Source organism: Neorhizobium sp. USDA 3394 (genome assembly GCF_056280385.1).
This window is the reverse complement of sequence record NZ_JBWCDU010000001.1, coordinates 2,799,211-2,820,318: the sequence shown is the minus strand read 5'-3', so window position 1 is coordinate 2,820,318 and position 21,108 is coordinate 2,799,211. Positions and strand designations below refer to the sequence as shown.

The 21,108-nt window shown below is 63.8% G+C and carries 18 protein-coding genes and 1 tRNA gene; 13 read left to right on the top strand and 6 right to left on the bottom strand.

The annotated features are described in order from the left end of the window. Positions 1 to 73: 73 nt before the first annotated feature. The 6 genes from ACZ9EJ_RS13925 to ACZ9EJ_RS13900 all read left to right on the top strand — a co-directional run bounded on the left by ACZ9EJ_RS13925 (position 74) and on the right by ACZ9EJ_RS13900 (position 8,913). Entirely contained in the window at positions 74 to 577 is a 504-nt protein-coding gene (locus tag ACZ9EJ_RS13925; RefSeq protein ID WP_046632898.1) for a DUF721 domain-containing protein, read from the top strand. A gap of 144 nt (positions 578 to 721) precedes the next feature. After that, entirely contained in the window at positions 722 to 1,426 is a 705-nt protein-coding gene (locus ACZ9EJ_RS13920) for a DsbA family protein (RefSeq protein WP_046641565.1), read from the top strand. Positions 1,427 to 1,462: 36 nt separating this feature from the next. Further along, a complete protein-coding gene (locus tag ACZ9EJ_RS13915; protein WP_046641566.1) occupies positions 1,463 to 4,924 on the top strand; it encodes a chromosome segregation SMC family protein in 3,462 nt (1,153 codons plus the stop codon). A 440-nt stretch (positions 4,925 to 5,364) separates the two neighbouring features. Continuing rightward, the gene (gene ppdK / locus ACZ9EJ_RS13910; RefSeq protein ID WP_046641567.1) at positions 5,365 to 8,037 is read left to right on the top strand and encodes a pyruvate, phosphate dikinase; all 2,673 of its coding nucleotides are present in this window, start codon (positions 5,365 to 5,367) and stop codon (positions 8,035 to 8,037) included. After that, positions 8,034 to 8,465, top strand: coding sequence for a GNAT family N-acetyltransferase (locus tag ACZ9EJ_RS13905; RefSeq protein WP_046641568.1), 432 nt, complete (start codon positions 8,034 to 8,036; stop codon positions 8,463 to 8,465). Before ppdK ends, ACZ9EJ_RS13905 begins: the two co-directional genes overlap by 4 nt. Positions 8,466 to 8,553: 88 nt before the next feature. After that, the gene (locus ACZ9EJ_RS13900) at positions 8,554 to 8,913 is read left to right on the top strand and encodes a VOC family protein (protein WP_046641569.1); all 360 of its coding nucleotides are present in this window, start codon (positions 8,554 to 8,556) and stop codon (positions 8,911 to 8,913) included. Positions 8,914 to 9,035: 122 nt separating this feature from the next. Here the strand turns inward: ACZ9EJ_RS13900 and ACZ9EJ_RS13895 are convergent, their stop codons facing one another. Then, the gene (locus ACZ9EJ_RS13895; RefSeq protein WP_046632619.1) at positions 9,036 to 9,302 is read right to left on the bottom strand and encodes a hypothetical protein; all 267 of its coding nucleotides are present in this window, start codon (positions 9,300 to 9,302) and stop codon (positions 9,036 to 9,038) included. Between the two features lie 108 nt (positions 9,303 to 9,410). On the opposite strand from ACZ9EJ_RS13895, the gene ACZ9EJ_RS13890 reads away from it, so the two are divergent. Next, entirely contained in the window at positions 9,411 to 10,304 is an 894-nt protein-coding gene (locus ACZ9EJ_RS13890; protein WP_046632618.1) for a DUF1499 domain-containing protein, read from the top strand. Positions 10,305 to 10,363: 59 nt separating this feature from the next. Here ACZ9EJ_RS13890 and ACZ9EJ_RS13885 read toward each other — a convergent pair whose 3' ends face one another. Beyond that, on the bottom strand, positions 10,364 to 11,275 hold the full coding sequence (locus ACZ9EJ_RS13885; RefSeq protein WP_046641570.1) for an MBL fold metallo-hydrolase: 912 nt from the start codon (positions 11,273 to 11,275) through the stop codon (positions 10,364 to 10,366). A gap of 218 nt (positions 11,276 to 11,493) precedes the next feature. After that, a complete protein-coding gene (locus tag ACZ9EJ_RS13880; RefSeq protein WP_046632613.1) occupies positions 11,494 to 11,850 on the bottom strand; it encodes a hypothetical protein in 357 nt (118 codons plus the stop codon). 259 nt (positions 11,851 to 12,109) lie between these two features. Between ACZ9EJ_RS13880 and ACZ9EJ_RS13875 the strand changes: the two genes are divergently transcribed. Both ACZ9EJ_RS13875 and ACZ9EJ_RS13870 read left to right on the top strand, forming a co-directional pair. After that, positions 12,110 to 12,186: transfer RNA gene (locus ACZ9EJ_RS13875), tRNA-Pro, on the top strand. Positions 12,187 to 12,465: 279 nt separating this feature from the next. Further along, on the top strand, positions 12,466 to 13,491 hold the full coding sequence (locus ACZ9EJ_RS13870; protein ID WP_046641572.1) for a LacI family DNA-binding transcriptional regulator: 1,026 nt from the start codon (positions 12,466 to 12,468) through the stop codon (positions 13,489 to 13,491). A gap of 64 nt (positions 13,492 to 13,555) precedes the next feature. On the opposite strand, the gene cysN is transcribed toward ACZ9EJ_RS13870, so the two are convergent. Genes cysN through ACZ9EJ_RS13855 form a run of 3 tightly spaced genes read right to left on the bottom strand, consistent with a single transcriptional unit; the run spans position 13,556 to position 16,821 of the window. Next, complete coding sequence (gene cysN, locus ACZ9EJ_RS13865) at positions 13,556 to 15,055, bottom strand: sulfate adenylyltransferase subunit CysN (protein WP_046641573.1); 1,500 nt, start codon at positions 15,053 to 15,055, stop codon at positions 13,556 to 13,558. A gap of 1 nt (position 15,056) precedes the next feature. Continuing rightward, positions 15,057 to 16,010 (bottom strand): sulfate adenylyltransferase subunit CysD, encoded by a 954-nt coding sequence (gene cysD / locus ACZ9EJ_RS13860; protein ID WP_046641574.1) that lies wholly within the window; start codon positions 16,008 to 16,010, stop codon positions 15,057 to 15,059. A gap of 40 nt (positions 16,011 to 16,050) precedes the next feature. Next, positions 16,051 to 16,821, bottom strand: a complete 771-nt coding sequence (locus ACZ9EJ_RS13855; protein WP_046641575.1) for a phosphoadenylyl-sulfate reductase — start codon at positions 16,819 to 16,821, stop codon at positions 16,051 to 16,053. A gap of 360 nt (positions 16,822 to 17,181) precedes the next feature. Here ACZ9EJ_RS13855 and ACZ9EJ_RS13850 point away from each other — a divergent pair, with 360 nt between their 5' ends. From ACZ9EJ_RS13850 to cysW, 4 genes are all read left to right on the top strand, one after another. Beyond that, positions 17,182 to 17,637 carry an RrF2 family transcriptional regulator gene (locus tag ACZ9EJ_RS13850; RefSeq protein ID WP_007752778.1) on the top strand — a complete coding sequence of 152 codons (456 nt, stop codon included), beginning with the start codon at positions 17,182 to 17,184 and terminating at the stop codon, positions 17,635 to 17,637. Between the two features lie 659 nt (positions 17,638 to 18,296). After that, positions 18,297 to 19,355, top strand: coding sequence for a sulfate ABC transporter substrate-binding protein (locus ACZ9EJ_RS13845; RefSeq protein ID WP_046641576.1), 1,059 nt, complete (start codon positions 18,297 to 18,299; stop codon positions 19,353 to 19,355). Between the two features lie 13 nt (positions 19,356 to 19,368). Further along, complete coding sequence (cysT, locus tag ACZ9EJ_RS13840; protein ID WP_046632601.1) at positions 19,369 to 20,226, top strand: sulfate ABC transporter permease subunit CysT; 858 nt, start codon at positions 19,369 to 19,371, stop codon at positions 20,224 to 20,226. Beyond that, positions 20,219 to 21,097, top strand: a complete 879-nt coding sequence (cysW, locus tag ACZ9EJ_RS13835; RefSeq protein WP_046632600.1) for a sulfate ABC transporter permease subunit CysW — start codon at positions 20,219 to 20,221, stop codon at positions 21,095 to 21,097. Before cysT ends, cysW begins: the two co-directional genes overlap by 8 nt. The last annotated feature ends 11 nt before the right edge of the window (positions 21,098 to 21,108 follow it).

Genomic DNA, 21,108 nt, shown 5'->3' with positions numbered 1-21,108 from the left:
GGAAGAGATGGCGTATAGTTGTGGGAAGAGTGCGCCGGCATCAAGGCCTGCCGGGGCCGCAATGGCGGGCGTCATGAGTTATCCCAAGAAACGCGAGCTGCAGATATCGGAAATCGCGAACGGCATCATCGATCCGGTGCTCGCCCGCCGCGCCGGCATATCGACGGCACTGCTCGGCTCCTGGGACGAGATTGCCGGCGAGGACTTTGCAGATTGCACGCGGCCGGAAAAGATCGCCTGGCCGCGCCGTGACGAGGGCACCGGTTCGGGCGGCGGTCACCAGGCAGGGGTCCTGACGATCGCCTGCGAAGGTGCGCGCGCTCTTTTCCTCACCCATGCCCAGGGCGAACTGATCGCCCGCATCAACGGGTTTTTCGGGTTTCCGGCCGTGCGCCAGATCCGCATCGTCCAGAAACCGGTATCCCAGACCTTCAAGCATCCCCGCAAGCCGCCGCCGCTGAAAGGCGAGGCCGCCAAGCGGCTGGAAGCCATGATGGAAGGCATCGAAAGCGAGGCGCTCAAGAAGGCCGTGGCAAGGCTCGGCACCGCCGTCCTGCAGCAGAAACGCAAGGTCTGAGAGATAAACCCGCCGATCCTCTTGATAGACCTCCGATTTGTCACAATTCTTTGAAGAGATTTGCCTATCGACAGCTTGTTCGCGCTGGGGCGCCGCGATACGGAATGTCACCTTTATTGAAAATCTCTCGCACACGGGTGTTCCATGCAGATGAACGAAATGACCATGACCAGGCGCGCGCTTCTCGGCGGAGTGGCAGTCACCGCTGTTTGCCTAGCCTTGCCGCTTGGTGTTTCCGAAGCTTTCGCGCAGGAATTGCCGGAGTCCCAGGGAACCGTGGACATGGCCGCCGCGCTGAAGCCGGGTCCGCTGCCGGAAATGGCGCTGGGCGACGAAAAGGCCAAGGTCACGATCATCGAATACATGTCGATGACCTGCCCGCATTGCGCCAGCTTCCACAACAAGACCTTCGAGACGATCAAGACCAAGTATATCGATAGCGGCAAGGTGCGCTTCATCCTCCGCGAATTCCCGTTTGATCCGGTCGCGACCGCCGCTTTCATGCTCGCCCGCTGCAGCCCGCAGAACGCCGCCGAGCTTTCGACGCCCGCCCAATATTTCCCGATGGTGTCGATGCTCTTCAAGCAGCAGCGCGGCTGGGCGGCGCCCGCCGACGGAAATGTGCGCAATGCGCTGCTCCAGGCGGTCAAAGTCGCAGGTTACTCACAGCAGACTTTCGAGGCCTGCTTGACGAACCAGAAGCTTCTCGATGAAGTGAATGCAGTCGTTAAGAGGGGCGCGGACGAGTTTGGCGTAAATTCCACTCCGACCTTCCTGATTGGCGGCAAGAAGTATTCGGGAGATATGTCTGTTGAATCCATGTCCAAGCTCATCGACAGCCTGTTGTGAGCACGCCTTCCCTGACGGGAAGGTGAGGGGCGCGGCATGAAGTTCAACAAGCTGCGCGTTCTCGGATTCAAGTCTTTCGTCGAACCGACGGAATTCATCATCGAGCGCGGGCTGACCGGCGTGGTCGGCCCGAACGGCTGCGGCAAGTCGAACCTTGTCGAGGCGCTGCGCTGGGTGATGGGGGAAAACTCCTACAAGAACATGCGCGCGTCCGGCATGGACGACGTGATCTTTTCGGGCTCCGGCAACCGGCCGGCCCGCAATACCGCCGAAGTCGGCCTCTATCTCGACAATTCCGACCGCACGGCGCCTGCCGCCTTCAACGATTCCGACGAAATCCAGGTGACCCGCCGCATCGAGCGCGAGTCCGGCTCCGTGTACCGCATCAACGGCAAGGAAGCCCGCGCCAAGGACGTGCAGCTCCTGTTCGCCGATGCCTCGACCGGCGCCCGCTCGCCCTCCATGGTCGGGCAGGGCCGCATTGGGGAACTGATCCAGGCCAAACCCCAGGCCCGTCGCCAGCTTCTCGAAGAGGCGGCCGGCATTTCCGGCCTGCATTCCCGCCGCCACGAGGCGGAACTGCGGCTGCGCGCTGCCGAAGGCAATCTTGAACGCCTGGACGACGTGCTCTCGCAGCTCGAAAGCCAGATCGAGAGCCTCAAGCGTCAGGCCCGCCAGGCAAACCGCTTCAAGACGCTGTCGGCCGATATCCGTGCCCGCGAGGCGATGCTCCTGCATATCCGCTGGGTGCAGGCCAAGGAGGCGGAAGGCGAGGCGGAAAGCGCGCTCAACCAGGTGACCAGCCTGGTCGCCGAAAAGGCGCAGGCGCAGATGGAGGCCGCCAAGAACCAGGCGATCGCCAGCCTCAAGCTGCCGGAATTGCGCGAGGAAGAGGCGAAGGCCGGTGCCGCCCTGCAGCGCCTGCAGATCGCCCGCGGCCAGCTGGAGGAGGAGGCGAGCCGCCTCCTGAAGCGCCGCGACGAACTGACCCGCCGGCTCGCCCAGCTGGGCGAGGACATCCGCCGCGAGGAGCAACTCGCCGCCGACAACACCGCCTTCCTCGAAAGGCTTGCCGAGGAGGAGGCCGAACTCAACGACATGCTCGCCGATTCCGGCTCCGAAGCCGAAGAGATGCGCGAGGCCTTCGAGGCCGCCGCGGCGTCGCTGGCGACGAGCGAGGCGCTGTTTTCGGCAATCACCGCCGAGCGCGCCGAGGCCGCCGCCGGCCGCAACCAGCTGGAACGGTTGATCCGCGATCTCACCGAACGCCGCCAGCGCCTCGACCGGCAGCTCGCCGACGCGACCGGCGAACTCGACGCGATCAACGAACGGCTTTCCGGCCTCGACGACCCGGCGGAAAAGCGTGAGACGGTCGAGGCGGCCGAAATCGCCGTCGAGGACGCGACGATCGCCATCGAGGATGTCGAGGCGGCTCTCGGTGCTGCGCGCTCTGCCGAATTGCTGGCTCGCGGCCCCGTGGAGACGGCCCGCTCGGCGCTGAATGCGCTGGAAACCGAAGCCCGCACCATTTCGAAAATGCTGGCAGCCGGTGCCACGTCGGGGGATTTCGTCGCGGTCGCCGACATGATCCGCGTCGATCGCGGTTTCGAGGCGGCACTCGGTGCCGCGCTCGGCGACGATCTCGAAAGCCCGGTCGATGCATCGGCCCCGACCTACTGGTCGGTGAATGGCGACGGCTCAGGCGACCCCGGCCTGCCGCAGGGTGCCCAGCCGTTGATCGCCCATGTCACCGCCCCGCCGGAACTGTCCCGCAGCCTTGCCCAGATCGGCGTCGTCGCAGCGTCTGATGCCCGGAGCATGATGCGCCTGCTGCGGCCCGGCCAGCGTCTGGTAACCCGCGAAGGCGCCGTCTATCGCTGGGACGGACACGTCACCGGCTCCGAGGCTCCGGGTGCGGCCGCTTTGCGGCTCTCCCAGAAGAACCGGCTTTCGGAACTGGAAGCCGAGATCGACGAAGCGCGCATCGTGCTGTCCGAAACCGAAGTGGCGCTCGCCTCCGCCGCATCCGAGATCACCTCTGCCGAGCGGCGCCTCACGGATGCCCGCGACCGCGCCCGTATTGCCGCCCGCCAGCTTTCCGAAGCCCGCGATGCGCTGGCCGCCGCCGAACGCGCCGCCGGCGACCTGATGCGCCGCCGCGACGTGGCCGGCGAAGCGGTCAACCAGGTGACGGCGCAGATCGAGGATCTTGGCGTCCAGGAAGAGAACGCCCGCATCGAGCTCGAGGACGCGCCGGATATTTCCCACCTCGACAGCCGGCTGCGCGACCAGCAGGCCGTTGTGGCGACCGATCGCGGCCTGCTCGCCGAGGCGCGTGCCCGTTACGAGGGGCTGAGCCGCGAAACCGAGGCCCGCAAGCGGCGCCTTGCCGCGATTGCCCAGGAGCGTGCGTCCTGGACCGCCCGCGCCACCAGTGCCGCCAACCAGATCGAGAGCCTTCGCGAGCGCGAGGAAGAGGCGCGCGAGGAGATCGCCGATCTCGAAGCCGCGCCTGAGGAATTCGACGACAAGCGCCGCGCGCTGCTCACCGAGCTGCAGAAGGCCGAGGAGGCCCGCCGCGCCGCCGCCGACCGGCTGGCCGAGGCCGAAACCTATCAGCGCGAGGCAGACCGGATCGCCGTCGTTGCCCTTTCCGAACTGGCCGAGTCGCGCGAAAAGCGCGGCCGTGCGGAGGAGCGCCTGGTTTCGGCGGCCGAGAAGCGCCACGAGAGCGAGGTCCGCATCCGCGAGACGCTCAATGTCGCGCCCCATGAAGTCCTGCGGCTGGCGGGCCTGAAGCCCGATTCGCCCATGCCCGATATCCGCGAGATCGAGCGCGAGGTCGATCGCCTGCGCATGGAGCGGGAACGGCTCGGCGCCGTCAACCTGCGCGCCGACGAAGAGCAGACGGAGCTTTCCAACAAGCTCGACACGCTGATGCGCGAGCGCGCCGACGTGATCGACGCGATCCGCAAGCTCCGCGGTGCGATCCAGAGCCTCAACCGCGAAGGACGCGAACGGCTGCTGGCCGCCTTCGACGTGGTCAACGAGCAGTTCCAGCGGCTCTTCACCCATCTCTTCGGCGGTGGCACGGCGGAACTGCAGCTGATCGAATCGGATGACCCGCTTGAGGCGGGCCTCGAAATCCTCGCCCGGCCGCCCGGCAAGAAGCCGCAGACCATGACGCTGCTTTCAGGCGGCGAGCAGGCGCTGACAGCGATGGCGCTGATCTTTGCCGTCTTCCTGACCAATCCGGCACCGATCTGCGTTCTGGATGAAGTCGACGCGCCGCTCGATGACCACAATGTGGAACGTTATTGCAACTTGATGGACGAGATGGCGGCATCGACCGAAACCCGTTTCATCATCATCACCCATAATCCCATCACCATGGCCCGCATGAACCGCCTTTTCGGCGTGACCATGGGTGAACAGGGCGTTTCCCAGCTCGTTTCCGTCGATCTCCAGACCGCGGAACTTCTGCGCGAGGCGAGCTAAGTGAGGCCTGTTGTGAGAGTTGTATTGTCTAGCGACGTGATTTAGGTCAATTCATTGACCAGCATCAATTTTTAACGGGGCATCCGGGGGTAAAGTACCTGCAGCCTACGTTGAATCACCCATATGGGGGATGTAATTTTTTGACTACTGTTATTTTGTGGATTGTGAAATTGGAACGCGCTTGAGCGTCCACGCTCTTCGCAGTCCGACTCAAAGTTTCCCACCCCCCGTCCGGGTTTCCTGTCCCGGGCGGAAAGCTTTGCGGGGCCGCCTGTGATCCGGCCCCGCAAAGCTTTGTTTTCTTAGCCTCCCAGGTCGATTTGGTAGCCGTCTCCGGCCACTCTTGTTGCGACGCAACATATTCCTGCCTACATCCGTTTCCAAACCGTCATAAAGCTTGTAGTTATTGCGCAAAAGACTGCGACGGGTGGAGAGCAGCAATGTCGAAATGGGTCTATCGCTTCGGCGGTGGCGAGGCGGAGGGCCGCGCCACGGATGTCGAGCGGCTGGGTGGCAAGGGCGCCAATCTCGCCGAGATGGCAAGCCTTGGCCTGCCTGTTCCTCCAGGGCTGACCATCGTTGCAGATGCCTGCGTTTTCTATTTCGAGAATGGCAGCACGCTTCCCGACGACCTGAAGGCGCAGGTCCTCGAAGGCGTTAGCGGGATCGAGGGGCTGACGGGCCGGGTCTTCGGCGGCAAGACGAAACCTCTGCTGCTTTCCGTGCGCTCCGGCGCGCGCGCATCCATGCCCGGCATGATGGACACCGTCCTCAACCTCGGCCTCAACGATGAAACGGTGCAGTCGCTCGGGCATGATGCCGGCGATGCCCGCTTTGCCTGGGACAGCTACCGCCGCTTCATACAGATGTATGCCGATGTGGTCATGGGCCTCGATCACGAGATCTTCGAGGAGATCCTCGAGGACGAGAAGGCCCGGCTCGGCCACGACTACGATACCGATCTGTCCGCCGTAGAATGGCAGCACGTCGTCAGCCTCTATAAAAGGATGATCGAGGACGAGCTGGACACCGGCTTTCCGCAGGATCCGCATGTGCAGCTCTGGGGCGCCATCCGTGCCGTCTTTTCGAGCTGGATGAACCCGCGCGCCATGACCTATCGCATGCTCCACCGCATCCCGGAGGAATGGGGCACGGCCGTCAACGTCCAGACCATGGTGTTCGGCAATCTCGGTTCGTCGTCTGCGACCGGCGTTGCCTTCACCCGCAATCCCTCGACCGGCGATAAGGCGCTCTACGGCGAGTTTCTGGTCAATGCGCAAGGGGAAGATGTCGTCGCCGGCATCCGTACGCCGCAATCGATCACCGAGGAAGGACGCATCGCCTCCGGCTCCGAAAAGCCGTCGATGGAAAAGCTGATGCCGGAAACGTTCGCCGAGTTCAAGGCGATCTGCGACCGGCTGGAAGCCCATTACCGCGAAATGCAGGATCTCGAATTCACCGTCGAGCGAGGCAAGCTGTGGATGCTGCAGACCCGTTCCGGCAAGCGCACCACCCGTGCGGCAATGAAGATCGCCGTCGACATGGTGGAGGAGGGCGTCATCACCGAGGAAGAGGCGGTCTGCCGTATCGAGCCGCCCTCGCTCGACCAGCTTCTTCACCCGACCATTGATCCGCGCGTCGAGCGCCACGTGGTCGGGTCCGGCCTGCCGGCCTCCCCAGGAGCCGCCACCGGCGAGATCGTCTTCACCGCCGAAGAGGCGGTCGAGGCGGAACACGAAGGCCGCAAGGTCATCCTCGTGCGGATCGAAACCAGCCCTGAGGATATTCACGGCATGCATGCCGCCGAAGGGATACTCACCACCCGCGGCGGCATGACCAGCCACGCCGCCGTCGTCGCCCGCGGCATGGGCATCCCCTGCGTCGTCGGCGCCGGCTCGATGCGCGTCGATCTGCGCAACGAACTCCTGATCGGCGCCGGCGGCGTGACGCTGAAGCGCGGCGACACGGTTACGATAGACGGTTCGTCCGGGCAGGTGCTGAAGGGCGCGGTGCCGATGATCCAGCCGGCGCTGTCCGGCGATTTCGGCAAGCTGATGGCCTGGGCCGACAAGACCCGCCGCATGACGGTGCGCACCAACGCCGATACGCCGCAGGACGCCCGCGCCGCGCGCTCCTTCGGGGCCGAGGGCATCGGGCTGTGCCGTACCGAACACATGTTCTTCGAGGGCGACCGCATCCACGTCATGCGCGAGATGATCCTCGCCGAGGACGAAAAGGGCCGCCGCGAGGCGCTCGGAAAACTCCTGCCGATGCAGCGTTCGGATTTCATCGAGCTGTTCTCGATCATGCACGGCCTGCCGGTGACGATCCGCCTGCTCGATCCGCCGCTGCACGAATTCCTGCCGAAGACGGAAGCCGAGATCGCCGAGGTCGCCAAGGCGATGGCGATGCCGCCGGCCTTCCTCGCCCGCCGCATCGATGCCATCCACGAGTTCAACCCGATGCTCGGCCATCGCGGCTGCCGGCTGGCGATTTCCTATCCCGAGATCGCCGAAATGCAGGCGCGCGCCATCTTCGAGGCGGCGGTGGAGGCCGGAAAGCTGACCGGCGAACCGGTCGAGCTGGAAATCATGGTGCCGCTCGTCAGCCTGCGCAAGGAACTGGACTATGTGAAGGGCGTCATCGACCGCGTCGCCGAGGATGTCGCCAAGGAAACCGGCGTCCCGATCGCCTATCTCGTCGGCACGATGATCGAGCTGCCGCGCGCCGCCATCCGCGCCCATGTCATCGCCGAGACGGCCGAATTCTTCTCCTTCGGCACCAACGATCTGACCCAGACGACCTTCGGCATGTCGCGCGACGATGCGGCCGCCTTCATCCCCACCTATCAGAGGAAGGGCATCATCGAGCACGACCCGTTCATCTCGCTCGATTTCGACGGCGTTGGCGAACTCATCCAGATCGCCGCCGAGCGCGGCCGCCGGACCCGCAACGACCTCAAGCTCGGCATCTGCGGCGAACATGGCGGCGACCCCGCCTCGATCCGCTTCTGCGAGAGTGCCGACCTCGACTACGTCTCCTGCTCGCCCTTCCGCGTGCCGATCGCCCGCCTTGCCGCAGCCCAGGCGGCGATCGAAAGGAGGAAGGGATGAACCAAGTTACCGTTCTCGCCGTGCCCGTCTTCAGCACGCTCTGCAATGAGGGTTTCCGCCTTCGCCGCGAAGTCTTCATCGTTGAGCAGAACGTCCCGGCCGACATGGAATTCGATGCCGACGACCTGACCGCCTTCCACTTCGTAGCCGTCGTTGCGGGCGAGGTCTGCGGCACGCTGCGGGTCATTTACGCGGAAGACTGCGTCAAGATCGGCCGGGTCGCCGTCACCAGGCCCTGGCGCGGCAAGGGCGTCGCCAGCGCGATCATCCGCGCCGCCATGGAGGCGCACGGCCAAGCGCGGGATAACCGCTTTCATCTGGCCGCCCAGAGCGACAAGATCTCCATGTACGAACGTTTCGGCTTCAAGGCCTATGGCGAGGAGTTCTTCGACGTCGGAATTCCCCATTACAACATGAAGAACTTCTGAGGCCGGCCGTCGTCGTTTCCGGCCACGAGGTTTAGGAGAGCGGCTTCCCCATGTTATCTTCCCCGCCGCGAGCGACAGGGAGGAAAACATGCCGCGCCTGGACCACGTCAATATTCATACGCGCGATGCCGACGCGATGATCGCATTCCTGGGCAAGGTGCTCGGGGCCGAGGAAGGTTACCGGCCACCCTTTTCCGATCCGGGCCACTGGCTTTATCTCGACGGCCATCCCTTCATTCACCTGAGCATGGTCACCCGCGATGCAGATTTTCCGCCCGGCATGTTCAACCATGTGGCTTTCGGCTTCTACGACCACGACGCTGCCATCGAGAGGATCAAGGCGACAGGTTACCGCTTCGAACACGATGCGATACCCGATACCGATATCGGCCAGATCTTCGTCTACGGCCCGGAAGGCGTAAAGATCGAGCTGCAATACCGCCGGTAGTCGAATAGGTATTCGCCTTCGGGGCCGGATATCCCTTCGGGCTGATCGAGGAGACCCGGCGTGCCGGCGGAAGCTGGTTCGGAGAACGCGCCGTTCTGGGGCCTCGCCCTGATGCCGGCGGTTCAGCGCCGCTCGACGATCACCCGGCGCTCGATCACCATCGGCCGCCACATCATCGCATCGGCACGGGACTGCATCGAACGGCCCTCGGCGCGACGGTCGAGTTCGATGTCGAGCATGCAGCGCGCCATCGCATCCGTGCCGCGCCTGAAGCCGTAGCTGGCGCAGGTGGTTTCGTCCGCTGCGCGGCGTTCCTCCGGCGTCATGGTCTGGCAGCCGGCCAGCAGGGCGCAAAGCGAGGCGACGAGGAGAAGGCTGTGAGGGCGCATGGCATGAACTCCTTTTCATTCGACCGGCTGCAACCTTGGGATTCCATTCCGGTCAAAGCTGTTTTACACATGAGCAAGCGCTTTTGCCATGGAGCCCCAGCCGATCCCATGCCCGTCCGTTTTGTCCGGCCCGTTTCCCATTCGGCCTATACGGCCCGCAGGCTGGCCTTATCGGCGCTGGCGTTGTTCGTCATCGCAGCGTTGGCCCATCGTTTCGGCCCGCTGGCGACCCCGGATTTCCTGGCGCTGCTGTTTCTCTCGGCGGCGATTGCAGCCGTTTCGGTGCCCCTGTCGCTGATCGGCCTGATGCGGCTCTGGCAGGTCGGCGCAACCGGGGGCGTCGCGGCGACGAAAGGGCTGATCTATGCCATCGTCCCGCTTGCCGTGGTGGCGACCGGCGCCTTCTATTATTACACCCTGCCGCCGCTCTTTGACATTTCCACCGATATTGCCGACCCGCCGCCATGGGTTGCCGAGCCGAAGGCCGGCCAGAAATGGCTGCCGCGCTCGACGATCATCACGCCTGCAGATCGGCGGGTGCAGTTCGCCGCCTATCCCGGCCTCACCGGCAGGCGCTACGAGGGTGCCCTCGACCGCGTCTATCTGGGTGTGCAGAAGGCGGTGCTTTCCGCCCGGATCGCGATCACGAAGAAGGAAGGCGTCGAGTTGATCGCGCCGGATATCGCCCAGCGCCCCGCGTCGCAGGACGAACAGGCGCCCGTGCCCGACGTGGCGCCGATCCCGCTGCCGCGCCCGGAACCTTCGCTCGCACCGGTTTTTGCCAATGTCGGCGACGTCCTGCTGCAGGGCGAGACCCGCACCCTGATCCTCGGCCTGCGTTTCGACCTGGTCATCCGGCTGCGCGAAGATGCCGAGACCACCTCCGTCGATATCCGCGTCGCCTCGCGTTACGGGCCGCATGACCTCGGAATGAGCGAAGCCATTGCCGAGGATTTCCTCGACCGGCTCGATACCGAACTGCTGGGGATCGCCGGCAACTAAAGCATGTCGCGCAAAAGTCTGCTGCGGTTACGACCAGGCATAGAAGGCGTGGCGGTGCTTCAGGCCGCCCAGTACACGCCCGCAAGCGACGGCGGGCCTTCGGTCAGCACGCGGCCTTTTTCGACCAGGTCTTCGAGATGCGCGAGCACCGAAAGGGCCGCTGCCCCATGCAGGCGCGGATCGGTGCTGGCATAGATCACTTTCACCATGTCCGGGATCAGCCGGTCGCCTGCCTTGATCCGCTCCAGCACGGCCCGTTCGCGCATGCGCCGATGGGTGCGAAGCCCACGCAGGAACGAACCCGGCTCTCTCACCGGGCCGCCATGTCCGGGCAAGAAGACCCGATCCTCGCGCGGCAGCAGCTTTTCGATCGAGGCCATGAAATCGGCCATCGACCCGTCCGGCGGCGCGACGATTGTCGTCGCCCAGGCCATCACGTGATCGGCGGAAAACAGCACGCCCGTTCCTTCCAGCCCGAAGGCGGAATGGTTTGCCGTGTGACCGGGCGTATGCACGGCTGATAGCGCCCAGCCGTCCCCTTCGATCACTTGCCCATCGGTAACCGCGATATCGGGCACGAAACCGGTGTCGGCGCTTTCGGCGAACGGGTTGACCTCGCCCGCATGCAGCGGCCGCGAGGCCCGGTGCGGGCCTTCGGCAACAGTCGGCGCCCCGGTCTCCTGGCTCAGCCGGCGGGCAAGCGGGGAATGGTCGCGGTGGGTGTGGCTGACGAAGATATGGGTGACCTCGCGGCCCTTCAGCGCCGCCATCAGCGCTTCGAAATGCGCCTCGTTCTCGGGGCCGGGATCGATGACCGCGACAGAGGAGCCGCCGACGATGTAGGTATTGGTGCCGTGAAAGGTGAATGGCGACGGATTGTTGACGGTAAGCCGCTGCACGCCTTCGTCAACGCTGACCGGCACGCCATAGGAAGGGGTGAATTCCATGTCGAAACTAATGTCTTCCGCCATGCCCGGCCTCCGCGCCTGATGCGATCTCTAAGCGGCCGTCGCGGCATTGCCGTTTTGCGCCGGGCCTCTGACCGCGTCGGTTAAGCTGTCCAAGGCGCTGGTGAGATCTAGCATCGCTTTCGCGGCGGCGCATTCAGAAATTGCCGCCGGCCACCCTGTCGGGCGGCGGCCAGCGGCTTTCATGACGTGTGTCATCCGCTCGCGCGGGCTCACGCGCCTCAGCTGGCGGTCAGCAGTTCCGTGCAATAGCTCGGGCCGTTGGCGCCGGGGCGATCGGAGATGATGGTGATGTCGCGGATCACGTAGCTGGAGGAGACGGTGATCTTGGCGGTGCAACTGACGCTGGCGGTGCGGCCGCCCTGCTGCTTGATGCGGTTATAGCCGCCACGCCAAGTGTAAACGGTCGTGGATCCCTCATCGATATCGCTGATCGGCGGGCTGAATTTCGCGAAGAACTCGCCGGCAGAGCGGCCCACCCAGCGGGTCTCGATCGGATTGCTGGCAACGCTGACGGTGGTGCAGGCCGAAAGGGCGAGCGCGAAAAGGGCAGTCGATGCGATGACGCGGCGGCTCATGATCCTCAAAAATCCTTCATGTCTTCTGTTGTGCCTGGGAGGCAAGGTTTTCAAGACTGCACGTAACAGATTTCTGTCAGGCTTCGCGAGGCGATGAGCGCCCTCCGACATCAAATTTATCCTGCGCCGCTTTTTTGCAACGCCCTGGTTTTCCGCCTTTCCGGAGCCGGGTCACCGGCGATCGCCGCGCTGTCGCATATTTTTCATGAGCGGCGCTTGTGCAATGAAAAATGCTGGTCTATAGAGGCGCCGCTGGTCACGGAGTGTAGCGCAGTCTGGTAGCGCACCACGTTCGGGACGTGGGGGTCGAGTGTTCGAATCACTCCACTCCGACCAGCTGATCTCTGGCTTCCCAAGAGATTTCGCTCTCCCGATAGCTTTTACTGTAGAAACCGTAGTCCAGCAGGACCTCTGCACGGCCGAATACATCGAGGCTGGCGGCTTGGATCGGTCTTATCCACAATCCTTACTTCATCAGGACGAGATTATATTAGGGCTCGGCATCCCGCTAAGGCATCATGGCAGCGGGAACGTGTAACTTGTGAAAGACCTTCCGGCGCAGGAACCGCTTCGGGCGGCCGCCTGCACCTGGCAGGGGAGAGGGCCGCAGAACGCATGCCGCCTAGACGCGCCAGATCGGAACGGGTGACCCTGCTTGACGTCGCGAACGTTCTCGGGGTCAGTTCGATCACCGTTTCCCGCGCCCTGCGAGAACCGGAAAAGGTGTCCGAACCGCTTCGGGCGAAGATCCTCTGCCAGGTGGAGCGGATGGGATATGTACCCGACCTTGCCGCCCGGGCGCTCGCAAGCCGCCATAACGGCATCGTCGGGGTTCTGGCGCCGGCGCTGACCAATCATGCTTTTCTGGGCATCATGAGCGGCATCGAGGAACGATTGCGCGATACGGATCTGCGCATCCAATATGCCAACACCAACCACGATCCGGATCAGGAATACCGTCAGGTCAAGCTTTTCCTGTCGCAGCATCCGGCCGGCATCCTCCTGACGGGATTGCAGGATCAGCACGTCAGCGACCTGCTTGAGCTCGCGCCGTGCCCGGTGGTTCAGATCGTCGATCTCAACCTGCTGCCCTCGGGTATCGCGGTCGGCATCAATCACCGCGAGGCGGCGGAGACCGCGACGCGCCATCTGCTTGCCTGCGGATATCGCCGCATCGGCCTGATCGGCGGAAGTCGCGATCTTCGCGCCCAGCGGCGGCATGAGGGATATGCCGTGGCGATGCAGGAGGCGGGGCTCTACGATCCCGGCTTGGTCATGACCGAGCATAGGCAGACCAGCGTGCAGTTCGGCTGCGACCTCTTCAAGCGGCTGCTGGCAACGGCGCCGGACGTCGACGCGGTATTCTGCCAGAACGACGATCTGGCGCTCGGCGCGCTGTTCGAGGCGCAACGGGCGGGCCTGCGCGTGCCGGAGGATTTCGGCATCTGTGGTTACAACGACCTGGAATTCGCCACCTGCGCCGAACCGAGGCTGACGACCATCCGGGTGCCGCGTTTCGAAATGGGCTATCGCTCCGCCGATCTCCTCGTCCGGGCCATCAACGACGAATGCCTGCCAAGCCGCATCATTCAGCTGCCGTTCAACCTCGTCCAGCGCGGTTCGACGCGGCCGCTCGCCTGACGGGGACCTGGCAATAAAAAAGGGGCCTTCCGGCCCCTTTTTTATGTCCTGTCGATCGAAACGATCAAATATCGCCGCCGGCGTTGGAGAACAGCTCTGCTGCCTGCTTGGCGGTCATCCGCTTGACCTCGGTCTCGTCGCGGCGGTTGGCGAAGAGTTCGCTTGCCATCAGCTGCTCGGCAAGATCCGCCGGCAGCGACAGCACGACGCGCTGGCCTTCGCCCCCCTGGCCACGATGGATGCCGCCGACCTCGCCGCGCTTGGCGGTGATCATGCCGCCCGCAACCGTGTTCAGCGTATCCGGATCGATCAGGATGAAGGCGCCCGTCGAGCGGTTCTGGTCGTAGGCATCGAAGACCGCCAGCTCCTCGAAGGAGAGGCGCACCTTGCCGATCGCGTTCATCGCAAGCGTCGAGGCATGCGGTTGCCACTTGCCGGTCGCAAGCTCGAGCTGGCTGATCGGTTCGACGGCGACGCGCTGACGGCGCGAACCGCTCTTCAGCCAGTAGCGTTTGCCAGGCTCGATGCCGCCCGGCTGCAGCGACACGAGCTGCGCGTCGAAATGGTGGCCGGTCATCGGCTGGCCGTCGAGCGAGACGATGACGTCGCCGCGCGCCACGTCCACCTGCCGGTCGAGGACCAGTGTGATGGCGTCGCCGGCGACCGCCGCGTTGCGCACTAGGTCGAAGGTGACGATCCGGCTGACATTGGCGACCGTGCCAGAGGGCAGGATGACCACCGAGTCGCCCGGCTTCACCGAGCCGCCGGCAACCGTGCCCTGGTAACCGCGAAAACTCTCGCCGGGGCGGACGACGCGCTGCACCGGCAGGCGGAAACCGCCGGCCTGGGTGGAACGCACGGTGGCCAGCTCCAGCGCTTCGACCAGCGTCGGGCCGTCATACCAGGGCATCGAGGTTTCTGCCGGATAAACGACGTTTTCGCCCTTGAGCGCCGACATTGGGATGGCGGTGATCTGGCGCACGCCGAGCGACAGGGCGAACTCGCGGAAATCGTGCGAGATCCTGTCGAAGATGGCCTTGTCGTAGTTGACGAGGTCGATCTTGTTGACCGCGAGCACGAACTGGCGGATGCCCATCAGGGCGGCGATCGTCGCATGCCGGCGGGTCTGTTCGAGAAGACCGGCTCGGGCGTCGGCCAGCAGGATGGCGAGATCGGCGGTCGAGGCGCCGGTCGCCATGTTGCGGGTATATTGCTCATGGCCGGGCGTGTCGGCGACGATGAACGAGCGCCGGTCGGTGGAGAAATAGCGATAGGCGACGTCGATCGTGATGCCCTGTTCGCGCTCGGCCTGCAGGCCGTCGAGCAGCAGGGCGAAGTCCGGCAGGCCGAGATCGTTCTGGCTGCCCGAGTCGCGGGCAAGCGTCGCTGCCTGGTCTTCCTTGACCGCCTTGGTGTCCCAGAGCAGGCGGCCGATCAGCGTCGATTTGCCGTCGTCGACCGAGCCGCAGGTGATGAGGCGCAGCGGGCGCGTGTCGCGCACCGCCTTCAGGGGTTCTGCGAAGGGCAGGATGGTCGCGGAGGGCGAGGTTGCTGTTGCGGTCATCTCAAAAATATCCTTCGCGCTTCTTCTTTTCCATCGAGCCTGACTGGTCGCGGTCGATGGCGCGGCCCTGGCGTTCGGAAACTGTGGCGATCTCGAGCTCGGCGATCACCTCTTCGAGGTTGGAGGCGGTCGAGTGGAGGGCGCCGGTCAGCGGGAAGCAGCCGAGCGTGCGGAACCGGATCATGCCCCGCTGCACGGTTTCGCCGGGCTTGAGTTCAAGCCGCGGATCCTCGGCAAGGATCATCATCCCGTCGCGCTCCACATAGGGGCGTTCGGCGGCGTAATAGAGCGGCACGAGCGGAATGTCTTCCGCCTGGATGTAGCGCCAGATATCGACCTCGGTCCAGTTGGAGAGCGGGAAGGCGCGCACGCTCTCGCCCTTGCGGACCATGCCGTTATAGATGTTCCAGAGTTCCGGGCGCTGGTTGCGCGGATCCCATTTGTGGTCCGGGGTGCGGAACGAATAGATGCGTTCCTTGGCTCGGGAGGCCTCCTCGTCGCGCCGCGCGCCGCCGAAGGCCGCGTCGTAGCCGCCGGCATCGAGCGCCTGGCGCAGGGCCTCGGTCTTCATGATGTCCGTGTAGAGCGCCGAACCGTGGCTGAAGGGCGTAATGCCTTCCTCGGCGCCGCGCGGGTTGGTGTGGACCACCAGGTCGAGATCGTATTTCTCGGCGATCTGATCGCGGAACTCGATCATCTCCCTGAACTTCCACGTCGTATCCACGTGGAGAAGCGGGAAGGGGACCCGGCCGGGATAAAAGGCCTTGCGGGCGAGATGCAGCAGGACGGACGAGTCCTTGCCGATCGAATAGAGCATGACAGGTTTTTCGAATTCCGCCGCCACTTCGCGAAAGATGTGGATCGCTTCGTTTTCGAGGGCTTTCAGATGCGGATCGAGCGGCGGTCTGGAAACGGGCGGGTTCTTCACTTCCGTTTCCTGTACTGACAAGGGCATTTCGGTCTCCGGGTAGTCTCTAGAAACAACAAGAAGGGCTTCAGTTCGCTTGGGGCGCAGGCTCTGCGATCGGTTGAGCGGCGTTTTCCGGCACATGCAGGCCGCATTCGCGCTTTTCGTCGTTTTCCCACCACCAGCGGCCGGCGCGCTCGGGCTCGCCGGGCTTGATGGCGCGGGTACAGGGCTCGCAGCCGATCGAAGGATAACCGCGCTTGTGCAGCGGGTTGACCGGGATCGCTTCCGCAGCCACATGGGCATTGATCGTCTCGATGTCCCAGTCGGCCAGCGGGTTGATCTTGATCAGGTTGCGCTCGGCGTCGTATTCGGCGAACGGCGTCGTGGCGCGATTGCCGGACTGGCCGCGGCGAAGGCCGGTGATCCAGACGTCGGCGCCGGCCAGAGCCTTGGCAAGAGGCTTGAGCTTGCGCACATGACAGCAGGCGTGGCGGGCTTCGACGCTGTCGTAGAAGCCGTTGAGGCCGTATTTCGCGGCGTATTCGTCGATGTCGTCCTGCTCCGGCCGAAAACGACGGATCTCGATGCCGTAGCGTTCCTCGGTCTCGCCGATCAGGTCGACGGTTTCCTTGAACAGCCGCCCGGTCTCCAGCGTCGAGACCTCGACCGGCAGGCGGTGCGTGCCGATCGCCGCGGATATCACCTGGTCCTCGATGCCGAGCGATGTGGTGAACACGGCGCGGCCCAGCTCGGCGGCGAGCGCCAGGCGCCCGGCGAGATCGAGGCTTTCAAGCTTCGCGTCGAGGGTGGCGGCCAGTCCCGAACGGTCCGGGCCGGCGGCATCGTGCAGTGTCATGGGGCTTCTTCCGTTAGCAATTGCTGGATTATCCGGATTCCACGCGCGCAAGGACAGGAAAACCCGTTTCTTCCCATGGTGATGCGGAGCAAATATCTCTCCAAAGCGGCGCTCACACAGAAAACCTGCCGCCTTAACCAAAAGTGACCGATTTTATCCCGGAAACCCCTGCATTGGTTTGTATTTTCTCGTGATTTGAGATATTGCGGGAACATGTCTCCGGGGCGCTGTTTCCCCTGGCGGATATGCAGCCCCTGAGCGCCCTTCCGGCGGCCCTGTGGATGCCCCGAACGAAGCTTAAGTGAGCGGCGCCGTGAGGACCATTCGCCTCGCGGCGGCGCTATTGTCGATGGTTGCGTGATGATATCCCAGAAAGCGAAATATGCCCTTCGGGCCCTGGCCGCCCTGGCGCAGGCAAATCCCGAAGCGCCGATGCTGATTTCCGAGATTGCCCTCCAGCAGAGCATTCCGAAGAAATTTCTGGAACAGATCCTGCTCGACCTCAAACGCTCCGGTATCGTCGTCTCCCGCCGCGGCAAGCAGGGCGGCTATCTCCTGCTGAAACCCGCCGACGCCATCACCTTCGGTGAAGTCCTGCGCCTGGTCGACGGCCCGATCGCGCCGCTGCCCTGCCTCTCGCAGACCGCCTACCGCAAATGCGAGGATTGCGACGGCGAACACCTCTGCGAAATCCGCCACGTCTTCGCCCGGGTTGCCGATGCGACCCGCGACGTGCTCTTCAACACCACGATCGCCGATGCCGTCGAAGGCGCCGGGGATACCAAGGCACCCGTTCGCGAGTTGCTGACGGCTTGAGGCCTTTGGTTTCGGGTTGGCTGTGTACCAAAATTTGGTATGTTGCTTCCAGCAGGAGGCTACATGGCGTAGCAGCACCTCCATTTCGCCCAGTGATCATTTGGCGCGGATCAAGGCATTGCAGGATGCCTGATCGCCGGCGAGTTATCCGGACCGCCGCAGTCCTTCGACAACGAAGCTTTCCTCAAGCGTATGCGTGAGCGGTACGGCCGGTAGCCGCACCACGGCTTCCCTTCTTCTCCCCTGCGGGGAGAAGTGCCGAGCAAAGCGAGGCGATGAGGGGGCCACGCCCACAAAGATCGCCGCGTAGTCATTGGCTCCGCCCCCCTCATCCGACCCTTCGGGCCACCTTCTCCCCGCTGGGGAGAAGAGGGTGCCAGCCTCGAAGGCCAACCCTTATCCGTGAGCACCTCAGCAGACTTCCCCCAAGTCGCTCGCAAAACCCGCCTCCCGCGCCCCCAAAATCCCGATTATGGCCGGATTGTGATTTTGCAAACCGTCGGTTTGCCAATGCTGGCATTCTGCCCATCTAGCGAGGGTTAATGGTTTCTTTGTCGTCGCAGACCTTCAAAGGGAAACAGTTTTGCCTTCTTCTCACCCTCGATTGACTAAGACGACCCAACCGATAGAGTTTCGGCAGAACCACAGGAGGGAACCTCATGTTCAATTTTGCCCCGGGATTGGGCCGGCGACTGGGTGCGCGTTTGGGCGCCGTCGCACTCGGTCTGTCCCTGACGACCGGCATCTCGGTCGGGATCGCCGCTCCGGCTTTTGCCCAAAGCCAGCTTCTCAACGTGTCCTATGATCCGACCCGAGAACTCTACAAGGAATTCAACGTCGCCTTCGCGAAATACTGGAAGGCACAGGGCGGTGACGACGTGACGATCCGCCAGTCGCATGGCGGTTCCGGCGCGCAGGCTCGTTCCGTCATCGACGGTCTGGAGGCCGATGTCGTGACGCTGGCGCTCGAAAGCGACATCAACGCGATCGAGAAGTCCGGCAAGATCAAGGCCGGCTGGCGTGACCGCCTCCCGAACCACGCATCGCCCTATACATCGACGATCGTCTTTCTCGTCCGAAAGGGCAATCCGAAGGGGATCAAGAACTGGGGCGACCTCGTGAAGGGCGACATCCAGATCGTAACCCCCAATCCCAAGACTTCCGGCGGCGCCCGCTGGAACTACCTTGCGGCCTGGGCCTGGGCGAACGAGGAATTCAAGGGCGACCAGGCCAAGATCAAGGCCTATGTTGGCGAACTCTACAAGCGCGCTCCGGTGCTCGATACCGGTGCCCGCGGCTCGACGGTCACCTTTGCGCAGCGCCAGATCGGCGACGTGCTGCTCGCCTGGGAAAACGAGGCCTATCTCGCCGGCGCCGAGTTCGGCAAGGATGCCTTCGAGATCGTCGTTCCGCCGATTTCGATCCTCGCCGAGCCGCCGGTCGCGGTCGTTGATGCGACCGTCGATTCCAAGGGTACACGCAAGCAGGCGGAGGCCTATCTGCAGTATCTCTACTCCGACGAGGGCCAGAACATCGCGGCGAAGCACTTCTATCGTCCTTCGAAGCCCGATGTGGTAAAGCCGGAATTGTTGAAGGCGCTGCCGAACATCAAGCTCGTCACCATCGACGATCCGATCTTCGGCGGTTGGAAGAAGGCGCAGCCCGAGCATTTCGGTGACGGCGGCATTTTCGACCAGATCTACAAGCCCGGTAAGTAAGTCGGAATATTAAATGATCCATAACGCCACTGCCTCACCGGCAAAGTGGCGACTGAAGCAGCCGAGCATCATCCCGGGTTTCGGGTTGACGCTCGGCTTTTCGCTCGCCTACCTGTCGCTGATTATCCTGATCCCCGTTGCTGGCCTGCTTTGGCGCACCGCCGGGCTCGGCTGGAGCGGGTTTTTCGCTGTTCTGACCGACCGGCGCACGCTGGACGCACTTTATATATCCTTCGGCACGGCCTTCCTGGCCGCGCTGGTCAATGTCGTCTTCGGCACCGTCGTCGCCTGGGTGCTGACCCGCTACAATTTCCCCGGCCGCCGGCTGATCGATGCGATCGTCGACCTGCCGTTCGCGCTGCCGACGGCGGTCGCCGGCATTGCGCTTGCAGCGCTCTATGCGCCGAACGGCTGGGTCGGTTCGCTGTTCATGCCGTTCCGCATCGCCTTCACGCCGCTCGGCATCGTCGTGGCGCTGGTCTTCATCGGCCTTCCCTTCGTGGTGCGCACCGTGCAGCCGGTCATGGAGGAGTTGGACCGCGAGGTGGAGGAAGCCGCAGCCACGCTCGGCGCCAATCGCTTCCAGACGATTTCGCAGGTTATCCTGCCGGGGCTGACGCCGGCGATCCTGACCGGTTTTGCGCTCGCCTTCGCCAGAGGCGTCGGCGAATACGGCTCGGTCATCTTCATCGCCGGCAACATTCCGTACGTCTCGGAGATCGCGCCGCTCCTCATCGTCATCCGGCTGGAGGAGTTCAACTATGCGGGCGCGACGGCGATCGCCACCATCATGCTGATCATCTCCTTCGTGATGCTCTTCATCATCAACCTCATCCAGGCCTGGAACCGAAGGAGATACGGCAATGTCTGAAGACGCCCGCTCCGCGCTCGGCAAACCGCCGGCCTTCCGCAATCCCGCCGACGAGCGCCCGCTCGCGAAGATCCTGCTGATCGGGCTGGCGCTGGTTTTCCTCGCCTTCTTCCTGCTCCTGCCGCTGGTTTCCGTCTTTGTGGAGGCTTTTCGCAAAGGATGGTCGGAATATTACGAAGCGCTGATCGAGCCCGACGCGGCGGCAGCGATCCGCCTGACGCTTCTGGTGGCTGCGATTTCCGTTCCGCTCAACCTCGTCTTCGGGCTCTGCGCCTCCTGGGCCATCGCCAAGTTCGAGTTCAAGGGCAAGTCCTTCCTGATCACCCTGATCGATCTGCCGTTCTCGATCTCGCCGGTCATTTCCGGCCTGGTCTACGTGCTGCTCTTCGGCTCCAACAGCCTGCTTGGCCCGATCCTCAAAAGCCAAGGCATCACAATCCTGTTTGCCGTGCCGGGCATCGTGCTCGCCACGGTCTTCGTCACCTTTCCCTTCGTCGCACGCGAACTGATCCCGCTGATGGAGGACCAGGGCACCGGCGACGAGGAGGCGGCCCTGTCGCTCGGCGCGTCCGGCTGGCAGACCTTCTGGTACGTGACGTTGCCGAATATCAAATGGGGCCTGCTTTACGGCGTGCTCCTCTGCAATGCCCGCGCCATGGGCGAGTTCGGCGCCGTTTCGGTGGTTTCGGGCCATATCCGCGGCCTCACGAACACCATGCCGCTGCATGTGGAGATACTCTATAATGAGTATAACTTCGTCGCGGCCTTCGCGGTGGCCTCGCTGCTGGCCTTGCTGGCGCTCGTCACCCTTGCATTGAAAACTCTTCTCGAACTTCGGTTCGGAGCCGGCGCTGCCGGCGGCAGGCATTGAAAGGTCAAGGA